This window comes from Nodosilinea sp. FACHB-131 (assembly GCF_014695395.1).
Lineage (GTDB): Bacteria > Cyanobacteriota > Cyanobacteriia > Phormidesmidales > Phormidesmidaceae > Nodosilinea.
Genome location: NZ_JACJOF010000004.1, coordinates 13,557 through 30,383, shown reverse-complemented (window position 1 = coordinate 30,383; position 16,827 = coordinate 13,557). Strand labels below are relative to the sequence as shown.

Genomic DNA, 16,827 nt, shown 5'->3' with positions numbered 1-16,827 from the left:
GCTCAGCGGCTCTAAACGCCCTTACTGCGGGGAGAGCGCAGCTCACACATTCAGTACCGTGAGCTGGCTCAGCAAGGGGTCAACCAGGGTTTGGTGCTTGTTGGCTAGCAGCTGCTCCATATAACTGATCAGTCGCTGGCCCTGCTCCAGGTTGGGCACGTAGACCTGGCCATTGGGTCGGGTGAACAGCGGCGTAGTGGCCAGAGTCGCCAGTTCATCGCTGGCGGGCACTAGTGCCGAGGGGCCACCACTGGTGCTGGGTAGCAGACCGGGCGGCAGGCGACCCTCTAGCAGCGCCATGAGGTGAGCCTGACAGGCATCGACGTTTAGACCCCGTTCTTTGAGCAGGTGCAGCATGCCGCTGAGGGGCATGGGCTGCTCGGGCAGGGTCCGCAGTACCTCCATCAGCAAGAACATGTCGCTGTACTGGTGGCGGGTGAGGTCGAGCACTTGGGGATAGCGCACCAGGTTGACCAGCCCGTAGGTGACCCGGCTACAGCTGGGGGGGCGATCGCTGTGGTACGTATCCTGCACAATGGTGGCATTGGGGAACTTTTGCCGCAGCCAGCGGGCGATCTTGGGCAATGAGGCGCTGCCGCCGGTGCAGATCACCTGGTTAATGCCCTGGGTATTGAGCCCGACCTCGCTCAGCAGCCGGTTGACGTGGCCGTTGATGCGCTGAATGTAGGGCAGAATAATCCGGTCTTCCAGGTCTTTGCTGCGCACCACCCAGCGCTGATCGGCCAGCTCTAGCTCAAACTGGGGCTGGTGCTGAAGAATAATCTTCAAGTGTCGCGCCGCTTCTAGCGCGCTCTGGCCCAGCAGAGAGGTTTCTAGCCGCTGGTAGAGGCGCTGGCGGCGAGCTATATCAGGCTCGGCAGGGCGGGGCATTTCGCAACCATCGAGGTCGAGATCGCTCCAATGAGTGCCATCTAGCTCGGGCATCGCGGCCTGCCAGCCCCAGCCGGTGGATTGCGGCGATCGCCCAGAGCCCTCAGCGGGGCGACTTTGACGACGTTCGGCGGGGTGCAGCAGGTGACAAATAATGTCGAGGTCGATGGCGTCGCCTGCATAGCTCATCGAGTGCAGGGCAAAGTCGCTGTAGGAGAGTTCACCCAAGGCTCTGGGCAGATCGACAATGCCCACCTCGGTCACGCTGGCTCCGGCGGAGAGCACCACCGTGCCCCCAGTCCAGGGGCAGGCGTAGAGAGCCTGCTGCTGTATGGGCTGACCGTTGCCCTCGGGCAGCGGGGTTGAAGGATCGGGCAGGCCCGAGAGCACGGCGGCGATCGCGTCTTCTACAAAATAAATATCGTCGGGGTTGGCGGTGAGTCCTGCCCCTAGCACCGCCTCCCGCAGGTTAAAGGTGTAGGTGTCGGGCCAGTTGGCCGGGTAGCTGACAACGACCCCGTTGAGGGCTTGCAGCGCTCGAGCGATCGCCTCAGCATCAAGGCCGACGGCACCCACCGTAAAGGCGGCCTTCGGGGTTAGCCCCACGGGCAGGGTGGCCAACAGCCGAGTCAGGCTGTCCTGGAAGACGGGCAGGGGAATGCGATCGCGATCGGACCACTGCACCTGAGGTTTGAGACCGTCTGCCCCGGTGAATGGAATGCCCAGCTTGAGATAGGGCTTTAGCGCTTTGAGCAACACCGCACCCTGGTCAGCAGTATCGCCATCGCTCCAGTTCACGGTCAGGGCCGACGAGCCCACCGACTGCACTTGGTAGCCCTCGCCGTTGGCCTCCACCGAGGCCAGTGACGGCAGGCGAAAGAATTTGTCGGCGGTCACCCCAGAGATAGCATTATCGACCCAGTAGAGGGGATAAACCTGGCCACCCCGACGTTCCAAGAGCACTGCCGACAGACCGGTGGTACCCACATCCAAACCCAAAAACCACAGGGGGGTGGGTGCGGCAGGCGCTGGCTCAGCATCCACTGGTGGCCCTGGAATAACCGCATCGGATTGATCGATCTCCAGGTTGGCAGGAATCTCGGGTTCGACGGCGGCGGGTTCAAGTACCTCAGGTTCAACGGTTTCAGGCGCAAGGGTTTCGGGCGCAAGGGTTTCGGGCGCAAGGGTTTCGGGCTCGGTAGTTTCAGGTGGCTCTACGACCGGCGCAACTAGGCCGCTTGGATCAGTGGCCAGGGTGGATTCAGGGCCAAAGTCCATGCCTGCCAGTAGTTGGTCAAGCTCTAGGAAGTCTGGTGGGGCTTCTGGTTCCTGGATCTCGGGTTCCTGGGTCTCAAGTTCTGAGGCCGCTACGTCTGGTAAGTCTGGCTCTGACCCTGGGGCGATCGCATCCAGTTCAACAGCATCCGCCTCAAGGGCAGCGGTCTCATCAAAGCTGTCAAAGGTGTCGAAGGTGAAGTCATTGGCTGTCACCGGTTCAACGGCGATCTCGTCTACGTCCTCAATGGGCTCATCAAAGATGTATGCAGATTCATCCTGAGCGGGTTCTGCGTCCAGAGACCATTCCGTATCCAGTGCTGGAGCAGGTGGCTCTACAGAATCGTCCAAACTGCTTAGGCTAGCCTCTGCCCCAGCGGCTTCATCCTGGGCAGGGGTAGAGTCTCCCAGCCAGTCTTCTATAGAAAAATCTAGGTCGGCCTGTGGGTCAGCGGCAGGTTCTGGCTCAAGGCTCAGGTCTAGATTCAGATCTAAACTGGTGGGCTCATCTACCGAGGGGCGATCGCGCCCTAAGCCAAACTCAACCGGCAGCGGAGTATCGAGGGGGAAGCGAGGCTCTGGTTCGGCGATCGCCTCACCGCCATCTAACAGCCCCAGATCTAATGCACCGAGGTCTAGGTCACTAAAGTCTTGGGATTCAGAGTCTAGGGTGTCAGGCTCAAGGTTGAAGTCGAGGTCTAACTCAAGGCTTGGCTCTGAGGAAACTGGGGTCAGGGGTTCTCCCAACAGCGCATCGAGATTGATGAAGTCAATCATTGCCTCCATTGAATCGGCTGTCTCTGCGGCCGCCGATTCAATCGGGTCGGGTTCCGGCTGAGGCTCTGCTAACGGTGGTAAAGTTTCTTCAAAATTGGCCCCAGCAGCATCCAGAATATTGTCGAGACTGATTTCCCGTTGCCAGTCGGTGGCTGTCTCTACCGGGGCGTCGGCAAGCACAGTATCGTCAGCCACCAAATCGCCCAAGGCATTTAAATCACCTAGCCCAGGCTCATCGGCGCTGGGCTCGTCTAGGCTCAGATTCAGGTCATCTAGAGTAATCGAGAGATCTGACGCAGCGGGCTCCGAGGGCGTAGCGGACAGCCCCCAGGTTTCTAGGGTGAGCGCTGGCTCCGTTGGCTCAGCACCTAGCAGATCGCCTAAGCCAGGCTCATCCACGACGGGCTCATCTAGGCTCAGGTTTAAGTCATCCAGAGTAATCGAGAGATCGGAGACAGCGGGCTCTGAAGGTGCAGCAGACAGTCCCCAGTCTGGGATCAGCGCTGACTCCGTTGGCTCAGAATCTGACGGATCGCCCAGGCCAAACTCATCGGCGACGGGCTCGTCTAGGCTCAGGTTCAAGTCGTCTAGAGTGATTGAGAGATCTGAGGCAGCGGGCTCCAGGGGCGTAGCAGGTAGTCCCCAGCTTTCTAGGGTAAGCGCTGGCTCCGTTGGTTCAGCACCGAGCAGATCGCCTAAGCCAGGCTCATCGGCGACGGGCTCATCTAGGCTCAGGTTTAAGCTATTCAAAGTAATCGAGAGATCTGGCGCAGCGGGCTCCAAAGGTGCAGCCGATAGTCCCCAATCTGGGATGAGCGTTGACTCCGCTGGCTCAGCCTCTAGCGGAGCAAAGGCGTCAGGCAACTCACCTTCTAGATCGAGCTCCTCTAGAGTGAGATTTTCTGAGGCCGGCTGTGCAGCAGAATCCGGTGAGAACAAGTCGGCCATAGTGTCGCCCGGCGGGTCGGGTTGGCGGGCCGAGTCGAGGGGGCCGCTGGCACCCGGACCTAAGTTAAAATCAGCCAGCGTAAACTCAGCCGGGGGTGACGTAGGAGCCGCTGGACTAGGGGTTTCCCCAAACCCAGTGGAGGCTAGATCATCTAGGGTGGTTTCTTCCAGTTTTGGATTGGGAGCCAGCGGTGTCAACGGATCAAGGGTCAGCTCTCCCAACAAATTCTCTAGGGTCAGGGAAGGACCTGTTGCCCCCGTGGTGGAGGTAGAGGGTGGTGGGGAGGGTTGATCTGGCGCGGGGGTAGATAATTCGGTGAGAGCGTCAAGGGTTAAACCCGATTCGCCCAGGGCAGGTTGCTCGGGTTCTAAGCTTAGATTGAGCTCCGCCAAGATAGAGGCCAGAGAATCGCTAGCGGCCGAAGCCGTAGGGGCCTCATCCACGGCACCAAACAGATCTCCGGACTCAGTCTGCTGAGGCTGAGTGGTTTCGCCAAACAGGTCGATCGCAGGTTCGGCTGCGGGTGCTTCTGGCACAGCCGCATCCCCAAACAAGTCGAGACCAGCTTCGTCTGGCTGAGGGTCATCTAGAGTAAGCGCTGAGATATCAAACAGATTTAAGCCGCCATCTACATTAGTTATGAGGGAAGGCGTCTCTGGCTCTGGCTCGCCAAATAGATCGAGGCCTGGGGCCTCTGCCGCAGGGGCGGGCAGGTCGAGGGGCTCATCCCCTACATCGGCTATGGGGCTGTCAAACAGATCAATGCCGGCAGGTTCATCTACACCAGGCGACGGCTGATCAATCTGACCAAACAGATCAACTGCATTCTCCCCGGCAGCGTCATCCGAGGCGGGCGATGCGAATAGATCAATGCCCAGGTCATTTGCGCCTGGCTCACTCACGGCTTCATCAACCCTAAAGGCCGACGGGTCAGAGTCAGGGCTGACGTTCTCCAGGTTAGGTGAATCGAAGACAGGGGACGGCCGATCGCCTTGATCTGTCTCTAACTGGTCTAGGGTGAGGTCTGCCAACGCTGCGTCGCTGAACAGGTCAATGCTGGGTACTTCCTCAGAGAAGGTCGGCTCTGGCTCTAGCGTCTCAAGTTCTAAGCGATCGAGGCTAGACCAATCTGAAGTTGGCTCCGCTGCGGGCGGTTCTACCGGTGGTTGCTCCAGAGAGTCAATATCCAGATCGCTCAACGTCACCTGATCTAAGGCGGCGGTAGCAGGGGTGTATGCCTCTGAGCCAAACAGGTCGAGGTCTTGAGCCGGTTCTGAAGTAGTGGGCTCGTCGCCGAACAAGTCGAAACCAGGCTCCTTTGGCATGACGGCCTCGGTGGGGCGATCGAAGGTAGCGGGTGAGGTATTGTCAGGGGCAGGCTCTTGATCGGCGAAAAGATCAACGCCACTAATGGAAGAAGGGGGCACCTCGTCAGGCGGGCTAAATAGCTCTGGAGAATCAGTCAGGTCAAGCTCTAAGTCGATTGGCGACAGGTTGTCAGAGGCCACCTCGGTTTCTAGATTCTCCAGGTCTTCCTGGAGCTGGTCAACCATGGTGTCATCCATAGTCAGGTCGTAGGCACCAGTGATGGGCAGGGCGTCTTGGGCCAGCAAGTCTTCTTCGGGGGAAGCGGCCATAAACCCGCCCAGCAGGTCTTCGCCATCGCTAGCGGCAGTCTCTGAGTTCCCCGCCTCTCCAGGGCTGGCGGGCAGCAAATCGTCGAAGGATTTGATGGTGTCAGGAAGGTTAAACCCAGCCCCAGCGGGTGCTATGGAGTCGAGGCGATCGCTCGTTTCCCCCAGCAGGCTGCCCAGGTCAAGGCTGGTGAGGTCGGTAACCGCGTCGGTGTCGGCCGTCTCAGCTGACTGGGTAAGCAGGGTTAGGTCGTCAGGACGAGGTAAATCACTGGTTGGCTCCGGAGAGGCGATCGCATCGGGCTCATCTGCGGGGGGCGCTTCCTCACTCAGACGGTCGATCGCCAAAAAATCATCTAAGGCATCCCCTGAGTCAGCCGCAGGCGCGGCCTCAGCAGAGTCAGCAAAAAATCCGCCGCCAAACAAGCTCTGGTAGAGATCGTCTAGGGCTGATTCAGCCTCTACCCCAGCCGCCACCACCTCAGTAGCGGAGTCATCCCCGTTGGGCAGCGACACCGCTGGGGATGGATCGGGGGCAGCAACATTCAGGCTGTTAAGCAACTGCAAATCAAGGGGCGAAGATGCGCCATCCTCGGCAGCGTCCAAATCGGCTTCCAGGTTGTCATCAAGCTGGAGCTCGGTAATCTCATCTTCAAATTGCAGCAGGGTGATCTCGTCGTCGCCTAGATCATCTAAATCGTCAAAGCCAATATCTAGGGCCTCAAGCTCCAGCTCTGCTTCCAGATCAGCCGATTGATTCTCCCCCTCGGTAAAGGTATCTCCATCTAAGGTCTCAGGGGTAAAGGTCTCAGGCTGAGGCTGGGGCAATTCGCGGCGCTGACCCGACTCTAAATAGGTCAGAGTCTCGGCGTTAATTTGCTGACCCAAATGCGTCACCAGGGCGCTAAACATCAGCTCGCCCTGCTGGCCCAGGGTGTGCATCTGGTTGAGCCCCTGGTTGAGTGAATCTTGGTAGCTGTAAATGCTCTGTTGCAGTGTGTCAAACACCGATCGCAGCGACTGATCGAACCCCAGCATGAGCTGGTCAGACTGGGCCTGCAGCTGCTTGAGAAACTCAAGCCGCTGCATAGGCGTGAGGCCAGGGGCATCGCCATCGGCAAACCCCTGGGGAGACTGCATCAGCCCATAGGCCGTAGCCGTAGCCGACTCAAGCCGCTGCACCGACTGGTTAACCTGAGCGCTGAGGCGAGCCTCAAGCTGCTGGGTCATCTGCTGTAGGGCTGCCTCCCAGCTGGGGGGCAGCTGGTGAAGGTTGGCGCCCTGGTCGATCTGCACGCGCTGCTGCTGAAGCTGCTGCACCTCTTGCAGCAACAGCTCCCGCTGCTGCCGGAGGGTCGCCACCTCGTTGCGCAGAGGGTCAAGAATCTGCATGGTCTGCCCGCGCAGGTACTGCATTTCTTGCAGTAGCGCCTTGAGCACCTGGCTAGCGGCAGCGGTAGTCGGGTCGTTGGGCAAGCCGCTAGTAGGCGCAGCCTGGGCTTCGGGGGTGGCTTGCACCTCGGCCAGGTAGGCCCGGGCACGGGCCAGCAGCTGGCGCTGATTGGCATCATTCGACATCACCCAGGGCAGCCGTGGCGCGGCTTCCCCCAAGATTGAGTCAATTTCGGCTACCAGAGCTTCCAGTTCGTCCTGCTGCACGGCTACCCCTTGTGTTTACCTTGTACCCCAGCGATTGCCAAAGTGTATGTCAGGCGACTGCAAAAATCACGTCAGGCCATACCTTAGCGCCGCTGATTTCAACGGATGCGCCTCTACCCTGCGAAGTCACTAGAAGGGGCTGTTGGAGACACCTCTGATGGAGCCAGCCCTAGGGACGATGGCCCTTCTAGGTCGGTCCTTGACCATCGCCCTGGTCGAGTAGTGGCGGAATGATATAGTGCTAAGACTTTGGATTCCGCCGCTAGGCCACCAGGGGAAGATTCTACCCCTAGCCTGGGATAGGATGGGTTGAAGCGATTTAATATCACTAACTTAAACAAAAAAATTAATGTTGGGGTGATAAATGGATGCCCGCTACAACCCTCGAGATACAGACGCCGATCTTAAATTAATTCGTTCGGCGCTGCTATTTCAGGATCTGCCAGAGGAGGCTGTAGCCGAAGCCACCAGCCACGTGGTCTCTCGTCGTCACCCGGCCAACCAGGTGATTTTGCTTGAGAACGACTGGGGCAGCTCGGTTTACTTCATTTTGGAAGGCTGGGTCAAAATCCGCACCTACAACCTCGACGGCAAAGAAGTTACCCTCAACATTTTGGGCAAAGGCGAGCTGTTTGGCGAAATGGCCCCTCTCGAAGAGGTGCCCCGCTCCACCGACGTGATTACTCTGGTGCCCACAGTCATTGGCAGCATGCCCGCCAGCGACTTTGTCAAGCTGCTCAACACCGAGCCCCTGGCCGGCATTCGCCTGTCGCAGCTGATGGCGCGGCGGCTCAGGCAGGTCAACCGTCGCCTGCGGCTGCGCGAGTCTGACAGCACCTCGCGGGTAGCCGACATCATTCTCTTTTTGGCTGACGGACAGGGGCATCGTAGCGCCAGCGGCATCGAAATCCCCAACCTGCCCCATCGGGAGTTGAGCAGCCTCAGCGGCCTAGCTCGGGAGACGGTGACCCGCGTACTGAGTAAGCTAGAAAAGAAAGGGCTAATTGTGCGGGACAAAGACCTGATGAGCATTCCCGACATCAACGCCCTAGAACGTCTGCTGGTTTAGCCATTCATGAGTCACCCCCCTGACCCCGCCCCTGGGGCTAAGTTTGTGCCCCCGGTTGACGACGCTGCGAGCGAGTTCGATGGGCTAGACACCTACCTAGAGTACCGTGCCTCGGAGGCCGAGTCCGATGCCCCTGACCTGTCGCACCGTCTCAAGTCTGGCCCTCTGGCTATGGTTGAAACGGCCTTTTTGGCCAGCACCGCCGCGCTGATCTGGCTGGTGAATACCTATTTTCCGCCGGGGCCGATCTTGCGGCTGTTGTTTCCATTGCCGATGGCTTTGGTGTATCTGCGCTGGGGGCCAAGGGCCGCATGGATGTCGGCGCTGGTGTCGGGGCTGCTGCTGTCGGTGCTGATGGGGCCACCCCGCAGCCTGCTGTTTCTCATACCCTACGCGCTGCTGGGGGTGCAGCTAGGCTTTTTTTGGGTGCGGCGGACCAATTGGTATGTGTCGATCGCCGTAGGGTCGCTGCTGGGCACAATTGGGTTTTTCTTTCGCCTGTGGCTGTCGTCGGTGCTGGTGGGCGAAGACCTGTGGGTATATCTGACTACCCAAGTCACCCAAATGCTGAACTGGGGCCTAGAGCGCCTGGTGGGCTTGGGCGTGCTGGATGTGGGCGTGCTGGGCCAGGCCAATGTGGAAGCCGTGCAGATCTTGGCTCTGGTGTCGGTGCTGGCGAGTAATGTGGTGTACCTGTTTACGGTGCATCTGGCAGCTTGGCTGCTGCTGAGTCGGCTAGGGACGAAGATTCCGGAGCCGCCGGGGTGGGTGCAGGATTTGCTGAAGGAGTAGATGAGTGGGCGAGTGGGCGGGTGTATGGGTGGATGGGTGGATGGGTGGATGGGTAGATGAGCAGGTAAGGGAGATGGGGAGTGGGGGTGAGGGGCTGATTGAGGTTTATACGCAGCGGCGGCAGGGGGAGGATTGGCTGGGGCGGGTGCGGGGGTTGCGTCCGGGGCTGGTGCTGACGCTGGGGTTTACGGAGACGGGACTGGTTGAGGGAATTTCGGCAGCGGGGGCGACTCCGCGCGATCGCCGCTACACTGCCCTAGCCGATGCCGAGTTTATGATCAATGGCCTCACATCATCCCCGACGTTTCCGCTGCCGCCGCTTCAGGCCGGGGCTTCTCCAGCACTGATTTCTAGAGCCGTCATTGCCGGGCAGGGCATTCCCCTTATCGTTCTGAATGCTGGATTGCCCCAGCCGCCAACGGTACCCTATGTCGATCTTGGAGGAAAACCTGCGCAGTGTCTGAGCACGGGGGCAGCTTTACCGTTGGGGGTGGTGCAGCATCTCTGGCGGCAGGGGTTGGCTCAGGAGGAATTGCTGGGTGACGAAAGCGACTACCTGCTGCTGGCGGAGTGCGTGGTGGGGGGCACGACTACAGCCTTGGGGCTGCTCACCGGGTTGGGGGTGGATGCGATGGAGCGAGTCAACAGCAGCCACCCCACCTGTAACCACGATCAGAAGAAAGCCTTAGTTGTTAGGGGACTATCTCGCGCTGGCTTGCCAGATCGGCCCCATCCTCTAGCGGTGGCGGCGGCGGTGGGTGACCCGATGCAGCCGGTGGTGGCGGGGATGGCGATCGCGGCTAGTCGTACCAAGCCGGTGTTGCTGGCGGGGGGCACGCAAATGCTGGCGGTCTATGCGCTGATGGTGGCAATGGCGGCGGCAGAAGGCTGCGAGTGGAATCCGCAGAATGTGGTGGTGGGAACCACGCGCTGGGTGGCGGAGGATGCTACCGGGGATACGGTGGGGCTGGCGGAGCTGACGGGGGCCTGTTTGCTGGCGACGCGGTTGAGCTTTGCAGAGTCGCGGTTTGAGGCGCTGCGAGCCTACGAGCGGGGGTTTGTGAAGGAGGGCGTGGGAGCGGGGGGATGTGCGATCGCAGCCTCGCTCTACCAAAACTGGGGCCAGCCGGAGCTATTGGGGGCGGTAGAAGCGTTGCTGGAGCAAAAGTCTCTGCGAGATAGATCCCAGGGTTCTGGCTTTAGTGCTTTGCCTTAAGCAAACGCCCCTACTAGAACCCTGGGATCTGAGGCTGTAGGCTACTCCAGCAGAATGGTTTTGGTCATGATCACCATCCACTGGGCAGGGGCGGGGGTGGCCGCTTCGGCGCTGGGCGGCACGGGGATGGGGTCGCTCCAGTCGTTGGGGTCGGCGTAGCCGAGGGCATGGAGAATCTTGATGGTGCGGTCTAGGGCGGCGAGGCTGCCGTAGAGCATGTGGCGCACTTTTTCGGGGGTGAGGGGTCGGGTGCCTTTGCTGTCCCCACTGGGCGGCAGCGGTAGGGAACCGGCCTCTGGGTTGTCGTTGGCGTCTGGTTCGAGATATTCAAACATCGGTTCTGTATTCCTTTTATGGGTTTGAGGAAGACAGAACGCGAAAACCCCAGCCACCCGCAGCTGAAGTGCAAACTGAGGGGGCTAGGGTACGATGAGCCTAGCCTCGCAATCTGCGTGCAAGATTTGCGGGGTTAGCTGTCTGTTGGTGTTCCAGCACCTTCAGGCAGCGCTAAGATTTTCGAGTTCTGCATGGCCACCGTTCTGCTCAAACGGCTTAATGGATGATAATAGTGGTGCGATCGCTCCCCGTCAACCGTTTAGGGAAGGGAAAGGGACATTAGCGACGGAAAGACTCTAAAAATCTCTGCATGAGATCCTCAGAAGGTCTATTATGCGGAGTAATATTTGGTTAGGCCTCTGTTTCAGGATGTCATAAAGGCCTTAGCACTAACAGGAATTTGACAACTGTGAATACGCCAAAAAGCAGTATAGGAAATCTAGTTAGATCCTCATATTCTGAATTTTCGGACATAGCCGACTATATCTGGAAAACTCCAAAATTCATCAAGCAAGAGATGGAGCTAGAAATTCAAAAGCTTGCTATTTACTATCCAAACAGCAAAAAAGATCAGGCAATAAGATGGAAGCATGAATCGCGAAAACTCTTCAAAACTTTCCCATACTTAAATTCGACTAGCAACCTATTCAGTGTGGTATCTATTTTTGAAGTCTATCTTTTGAGGCTAGGTCATGAACTGGAACAACATACAGCCATAAAACTTAGAGATATTAGTGGTCAAGGCTCTATGAGAATATTTAAATATTTGAGAGCGCTGTCTGTCCAGCCCGAAAATCTAGATTTGTGGTTGCAAGTTCAATCAGCAATCAAAATCAGAAACTGCTTTGTACATGCCTGTGGAATTCTCTCCTGGTCACGAGATAAAACCGAAATCCAGAATATTTATAAAAATAAGTTGTTTTTAAGCAGAGAGCACAGGGAGAAGCATAATTTTGCGTTTGACGAAGTAACTATCTTCACCACTGATTTCGGCGAAAGACTAGAAATCAACAATATGTACGCATGGAAATTGTCGTTTTATTTCCGAGATTTCTTTGTTGAGCTATGTCGGCTATCAATATCGAAGTTGGCTTAGGAAAATTTCATATTGAAGCTACATAGCACTTTATTGAGTAGGATGAACATATTATTGCTGGAATTTTTATGTCTGTCTATCGCGGCACAAATTCATCGTCAAGAAAGTTTAATTCAGCTTCACAGGTTAATTCTTAGTTAATTCAATATTTCTCTCCTCATTCGCAGCATCTAGTACACCTACATATAACTGCTGGCTGATGCGAAAGCTGGCTTGATTAATCAAATTATCCATGATGGGCCTAACATCTATAACTAGCTTTTGGCGTTTCGCCAATAAAAGAATCTCTAGCGCTCCAGCAACCTTGATATCCTAAACTGTTTGCAGCTTGTCTACTAAGCCGTTCATCAATAATTAATCGAGTCGCTTTCACCTGAACAGCAAGCGCGATCGCTTCAGCTCCATCAATATTGACGCGTGTTCTTAAATCTCTAACTAACTCTTGGCTCTCAACCGAAAGAACATCTAGCCAATATACTGACGGAACTACCGTAAGTACAATATCGCCACATCTCTAACCTTAAATCTTTTGATAAGAACGAGCAGTTTAAGCCAGACTGGTTAAACCATCGGCATACTATTAAACTGAAGACACGCACCTATTAAGGGCTACTTTAGTGCTCAGCGAACTTGACCGCATTACAGTCGATCCAGCGGTGTGTCTTGGTCAGCCGACCATACGGGGTATGCGCATCACGGTAAGCTTTCTCCTAAAGCTGCTGGCTAGCCAACTATCTGTGCAAGAGATTCTAGAGTCATACCCAGAACTAGAGGAAGAAGATATTCGCCAGGCTCTCAACTATGCGGCTTGGGCGGTATCCGATCGCACGATTAGTTTCACGTCGGCATGAGCAATCTACGCTTCGTTGCTGACGTTCACGTCTCTCCTCTAACCGTCACAGCGCTAAAGTTACAGGGCTACGACATAGTACGTTCTACAGATCTGTTGCCCGCAACTGCCGCTGATGCCGAGATTTTGGAGTTTGCGAGAGTAGACGGTCGCATCGTTGTAACGCAAGACCTAGACTTCTCTATGCTGGTAGCGCTCAGTAAGTAAAGTCAGCCAAGTCTGATCACATTACGGTTATCTTCTGCCAAGCCTGACGTGGTCACTCAGAAGCTTCTAGATGTTTTGCCCACTCTCGAGTTAGAACTAACCGAAGGCGTAGCAGTGACTATAAACGACGACACTGTGCGCATTCGCAAGCTTCCAATGCAGTGAAACACTTACCCTTCAATCGGTGGTGTGGGCAAAACCACAAGCTCACCAATATCAATATGGGGAGGTTGCGAGAGCGCAAAGAGCACTGTCCGAGCTACATCATCAGGACGCAGTGCATCGGGCTTTGGGTCATCAAAAAACGGTGTGTCCACCATCCCCGGTTCAATCAGAGTGACACGCACCCCCGTGCCTCGCATCTCCTCGCGCAGGTTATAGCCGATCGCTGAGACAGCCCATTTTGAGGCGGAATACATAGAACCTTTCAGCACTGTGCGTCCTGCAATCGAGCCAGTAATGATGACGTGACCTCTGGCTTTCTTTAGTTCTGCTAGGCTGGCCCGCAGCGTGTAAGCAACGCCCAAAATATTGGTATTGACGATGCGCTGCCAAGACTCAACTGGAGCCCCCGAAAACCCACCCGGCTCACCGCCACAACCAGCATTAGCAAACACCGCATCTATACTGCCAAACGCCTCTACTGCATTGGCTACCAACTTTTCTTGAGCCGCATAGTCGGTAACATCACAGGCAAAAGTCCGAACGTTATCGTTACCCAATTCCTTCGCCAATTGATCCAGCTTTTCAGTAGAGCGGGCAGCCAAGACGAGGTTGAAGTTTTGCGCGGCTGCCTGTCGGGCAGTTGCGGCACCGATACCTGTAGATGCGCCGGTAATCAGTAGAGTTCTAGAACTCGACATATTTAAGTCTCCCACTCTGCAACGAATCTCATGGTTATCTTGCCACAGATGCCGATTGGGCAAGGGCGGCTAGGGTTTGGGGAGCTAGATCAAATCACGGTCGATGCGCCATTTCTGCCTATCCCAAAGGCAAACACACCGCAAAGCAGGTATGCCCCGGCTCAGATTCCACAGAAATGGTGCCGTGGTGGCGATTCTCTACAATGCGAAGCACCGTTTCGAGGCCCAGCCCTGAGCCTTTGCCCACCCCCTTGGTGGTAAAAAACGGCTCATAAATACGCGACTTAATCTCTGGCGGAATGCCCGGCCCCGTATCGATAATTTCTACCCGAGCATCGCCCCGGAAATGACACGTACGCAAGGTAAGCGTCCCCTTCTCGCCCATCGCATCGATCGCATTGTCAATCAAATTCGTCCACACCTGATTGAGCTCGCTGCCGTGGGCCATCAGCTTGGGCAGCGTCGCATCGTAGTTGCGCTCCACCTTAATGCCCTGCTTTAGCTTGAATGCAAACAGCCGCAGGGTGTCTTCCAGCCCTTGGTGCAGGTCAACTATCTGCTGCGCGCCCTGATCCATATAGCTGTATGACTTCATCGATTTGATCAGGGTGGCAATGCGCTCGGCCCCGTGCTGGCCGCTCTGAATCATCGACATCACTTCAAAGGAGAGGGCCAGCCAGCGAATGCCCATGTCGTGCAGCTGCGTGGGGTTGTCGCGCCAGGGGACCATCAGCTTTTCCAACGTGGGAATGTCGATACCCGCTAGGGCGAGAGGTTCGGCCAATTTCCAGGCTTCGGTTGCGCCGTAGTCTTCGAGCCAGTCGAGCAGTTCCTCTTCGCGATCGCTCACCGTCCCCGCATCGGCCCCGCACTTGAGAATGGTCTCGTAGCCAGCATCGCGCACCCGCTGCCACTCCGCCGATTCTGCTTCGGTGGCGTTGGTCTGGCCATAGAGCATATTCATTTTCTCTAGCTCGCGAATGGCGGGCACTATTTCGCTGAGCGAGCGCACCAGCGCCGCCGCTGGGTTATTCAGCTCATGGGCCAGCCCCGCCGAAAGCGTACCCAGAGCCGCCATCTTTTCGCGCCCGCGCAAAAACGACTCCAGCCCCCGCACCCGCTTCTGCATCAGGCGAAACACCACGCGCTCAAAGTCGCGGCACTCGTGTAGCAGAGTGAGAAAGTCGGCCCCGGCAATGCTGTGAACCTGACAATCTGACATTGCCTGTAGCGTCACCGGCGCGGGCTCATCCGTCAGCACCGGAATTTCGCCAATATAGCCAGGGCCTTCGTGCTGGCCGATGGGCATGGCGATGCCTTCGCTCTGGCGGGTAATGCCGAGGCGACCCGAGGCAATGACGTAGATCGTGGTGGTCAAGTCACCCTCTTTGACCAGGTAGTCGCCCTTAGAGAGTTGGAGGGAAGTGGCGCGATCGCACACCCACTCCAACCGTTCCTGGGGCAGGTGGTTGAAGGGCTCAATCGCCTTCAGATGTTCTAGACAAAGTGCCGACGCGCTCATCGCACCGCCCCCAAATACTGGTGAACAAACTGCACGCAGATCGATCCTTCACCCACGCCAGAGGCCACCCGCTTGATCGAGCCGCAGCGCACGTCGCCTACCGCAAACACGCCGGGCAGGCTAGTCTCCAGCAGAAAGGGAGGCCGATCCTGTGACCACACCTGGTGGGGCGGCACACCAGCACTGGCCAAATCTGGGCCGGTGAGCAGGTAGCCCCGGCCATCCCGCTGCACCAGATCCTCCAGCCAGTCGGTGTGGGGAGTAGCCCCAATAAAGATAAATAGAGACTGAGCCGGCACGGTTTCAGTAGCCCCCGTAATGGCGTTTTGCAGCACCAGCGCCTCCAGCTGCGTACCGCCCTTGGCTTCGATCACGCTGGTATGGGTCTGCACCGTGATGTTTGACGTTGCGGCGATTTGGTCAATCAAATACTGCGACATGCTCTTGGTCAGCGAGTCGCCCCGCACCAGCATCGTCACCGACTTGGCATACTTGGCAAAGTTCATCGCCGCTTGCCCGGCGGAGTTGGCCCCGCCAATGATATATACGTCTTCCCCTTCACAGGCCAGAGCCTCGGTTTGGGCCGCACCGTAGTAGACCCCCGCCCCAGTAAACTGCTCCAGCCCCATCGTGCCGAGCCGCCGCCACGAGACCCCTAGGGCCAAAATTACCGCGTGAGCGCTAATTTCGCTGCCGTCGCTAAGAGTCAGCAGCCGGTAGTCATTGTCGCTTCGCAGGGCCTGCACCGACTGAGGGGTGAGAATTTCGACCCCAAAGCGGCGGGCCTGGCTGACAGCGCGGCGGGCCAGGTCGCTGCCGCTCAGCCCCACCGGAAAGCCCAGGTAGTTCTCAATGCGGGAGCTGGTACCCGCCTGGCCACCGGGAGCTTCACGCTCGATCAGCACCGTGTGCAGCCCTTCCGATGCGCCGTAGACCGCCGCCGCCAGCCCGGCGGGGCCGCCGCCAACAATTACCAGGTCGTAGAAGGGCTTGGCAGCCGTAGTTTGCAAACCAATGCGAGCCGCCAACTCGGCGGTGCTAGGCTGGCGCAGGGGTTCCCCATCGGGGAACAGCACCAGGGGCAGTTTGGCCTGGGTCACGCAGCCCGCCAGGGTGCGGGCCTCCTCGCTGCGCTCCACATCGAGCCAGCGGTAGGGGATCTGGTTGCGGGCCAGAAAGTCTTTGATTTCGTGACTTTGGGGGTTCCAGCGATCGCCCACCACCCGAATGCCTTCAAAGGGGGGCCGAAAGTTGGCCTGCCAATCGGCCAGCAGATCGTCAATTACCGGGTACAGCTGCTCCTCTGGCGGATCCCAGGGCTTCATCAGGTAGTAGTCGAGGCCAACCTCGTTGATAGCGCGAATGGCGGCATCGGTGTCGCTGTAGGCGGTGAGCAAGGCCCGCTTAACGTCGGGCACCAGTTCTATAGCCTGCTCTAGAAATTCCACCCCGCTCATCTCGGGCATGCGTTGATCGACCAGCAGCAGCGCCACCGGGTCGCCGCGCTGAAGGATTTGTTGAAGGGCTTCGAGGGCAGTTGCCCCAGAGCTGGCCCGCATAATGCGGTAGTGCTCACCGTAGTGCCGCCGCAGGTCGCGGGCGATCGCTTGCAGCACATCGGGGTCGTCATCGACGGTGAAAATAATCGGTTTGGCCATAGCAAACACCTAAAGGGGGGCCTGAAGGGGGCA

At 57.5% G+C, this 16,827-nt stretch carries 11 protein-coding genes; 6 read left to right on the top strand and 5 right to left on the bottom strand.

Annotated features, from left to right (window positions below; genetic code table 11):
* Window positions 1-42: 42 nt before the first annotated feature.
* Window positions 43-7,185 (bottom strand): hypothetical protein, encoded by a 7,143-nt coding sequence (locus tag H6F75_RS01030; RefSeq protein ID WP_190748376.1) that lies wholly within the window; start codon window positions 7,183-7,185, stop codon window positions 43-45.
* A gap of 364 nt (window positions 7,186-7,549) precedes the next feature.
* Between H6F75_RS01030 and H6F75_RS01025 the strand changes: the two genes are divergently transcribed.
* The 3 genes from H6F75_RS01025 to cobT all read left to right on the top strand — a co-directional run bounded on the left by H6F75_RS01025 (window position 7,550) and on the right by cobT (window position 10,262).
* Complete coding sequence (locus tag H6F75_RS01025; RefSeq protein WP_190748375.1) at window positions 7,550-8,254, top strand: Crp/Fnr family transcriptional regulator; 705 nt, start codon at window positions 7,550-7,552, stop codon at window positions 8,252-8,254.
* Between the two features lie 6 nt (window positions 8,255-8,260).
* On the top strand, window positions 8,261-9,046 hold the full coding sequence (locus H6F75_RS01020; RefSeq protein WP_190748373.1) for a DUF2232 domain-containing protein: 786 nt from the start codon (window positions 8,261-8,263) through the stop codon (window positions 9,044-9,046).
* Between the two features lie 94 nt (window positions 9,047-9,140).
* The gene (cobT, locus tag H6F75_RS01015) at window positions 9,141-10,262 is read left to right on the top strand and encodes a nicotinate mononucleotide-dependent phosphoribosyltransferase CobT (protein WP_190748722.1); all 1,122 of its coding nucleotides are present in this window, start codon (window positions 9,141-9,143) and stop codon (window positions 10,260-10,262) included.
* Between the two features lie 41 nt (window positions 10,263-10,303).
* Here the strand turns inward: cobT and H6F75_RS01010 are convergent, their stop codons facing one another.
* On the bottom strand, window positions 10,304-10,597 hold the full coding sequence (locus tag H6F75_RS01010; RefSeq protein WP_190748371.1) for a hypothetical protein: 294 nt from the start codon (window positions 10,595-10,597) through the stop codon (window positions 10,304-10,306).
* Window positions 10,598-11,007: 410 nt separating this feature from the next.
* Here H6F75_RS01010 and H6F75_RS01005 point away from each other — a divergent pair, with 410 nt between their 5' ends.
* From H6F75_RS01005 to H6F75_RS27655, 3 genes are all read left to right on the top strand, one after another.
* The gene (locus tag H6F75_RS01005; protein WP_190748369.1) at window positions 11,008-11,694 is read left to right on the top strand and encodes a hypothetical protein; all 687 of its coding nucleotides are present in this window, start codon (window positions 11,008-11,010) and stop codon (window positions 11,692-11,694) included.
* A 617-nt stretch (window positions 11,695-12,311) separates the two neighbouring features.
* Entirely contained in the window at window positions 12,312-12,545 is a 234-nt protein-coding gene (locus H6F75_RS00995; RefSeq protein ID WP_190748365.1) for a DUF433 domain-containing protein, read from the top strand.
* Window positions 12,542-12,751, top strand: a complete 210-nt coding sequence (locus tag H6F75_RS27655) for a DUF5615 family PIN-like protein (RefSeq protein WP_199303691.1) — start codon at window positions 12,542-12,544, stop codon at window positions 12,749-12,751. Before H6F75_RS00995 ends, H6F75_RS27655 begins: the two co-directional genes overlap by 4 nt.
* Window positions 12,752-12,921: 170 nt before the next feature.
* On the opposite strand, the gene H6F75_RS00985 is transcribed toward H6F75_RS27655, so the two are convergent.
* From H6F75_RS00985 to H6F75_RS00975, 3 genes are all read right to left on the bottom strand, one after another.
* Window positions 12,922-13,614 carry an SDR family oxidoreductase gene (locus tag H6F75_RS00985; protein WP_190748363.1) on the bottom strand — a complete coding sequence of 231 codons (693 nt, stop codon included), beginning with the start codon at window positions 13,612-13,614 and terminating at the stop codon, window positions 12,922-12,924.
* Between the two features lie 118 nt (window positions 13,615-13,732).
* A complete protein-coding gene (locus H6F75_RS00980; RefSeq protein WP_190748361.1) occupies window positions 13,733-15,136 on the bottom strand; it encodes an ATP-binding protein in 1,404 nt (467 codons plus the stop codon).
* Window positions 15,133-16,794 carry a response regulator gene (locus H6F75_RS00975; protein ID WP_190748359.1) on the bottom strand — a complete coding sequence of 554 codons (1,662 nt, stop codon included), beginning with the start codon at window positions 16,792-16,794 and terminating at the stop codon, window positions 15,133-15,135. The genes H6F75_RS00980 and H6F75_RS00975 overlap by 4 nt, the downstream gene beginning before the upstream one ends.
* Between the last annotated feature and the right edge of the window lie 33 nt (window positions 16,795-16,827).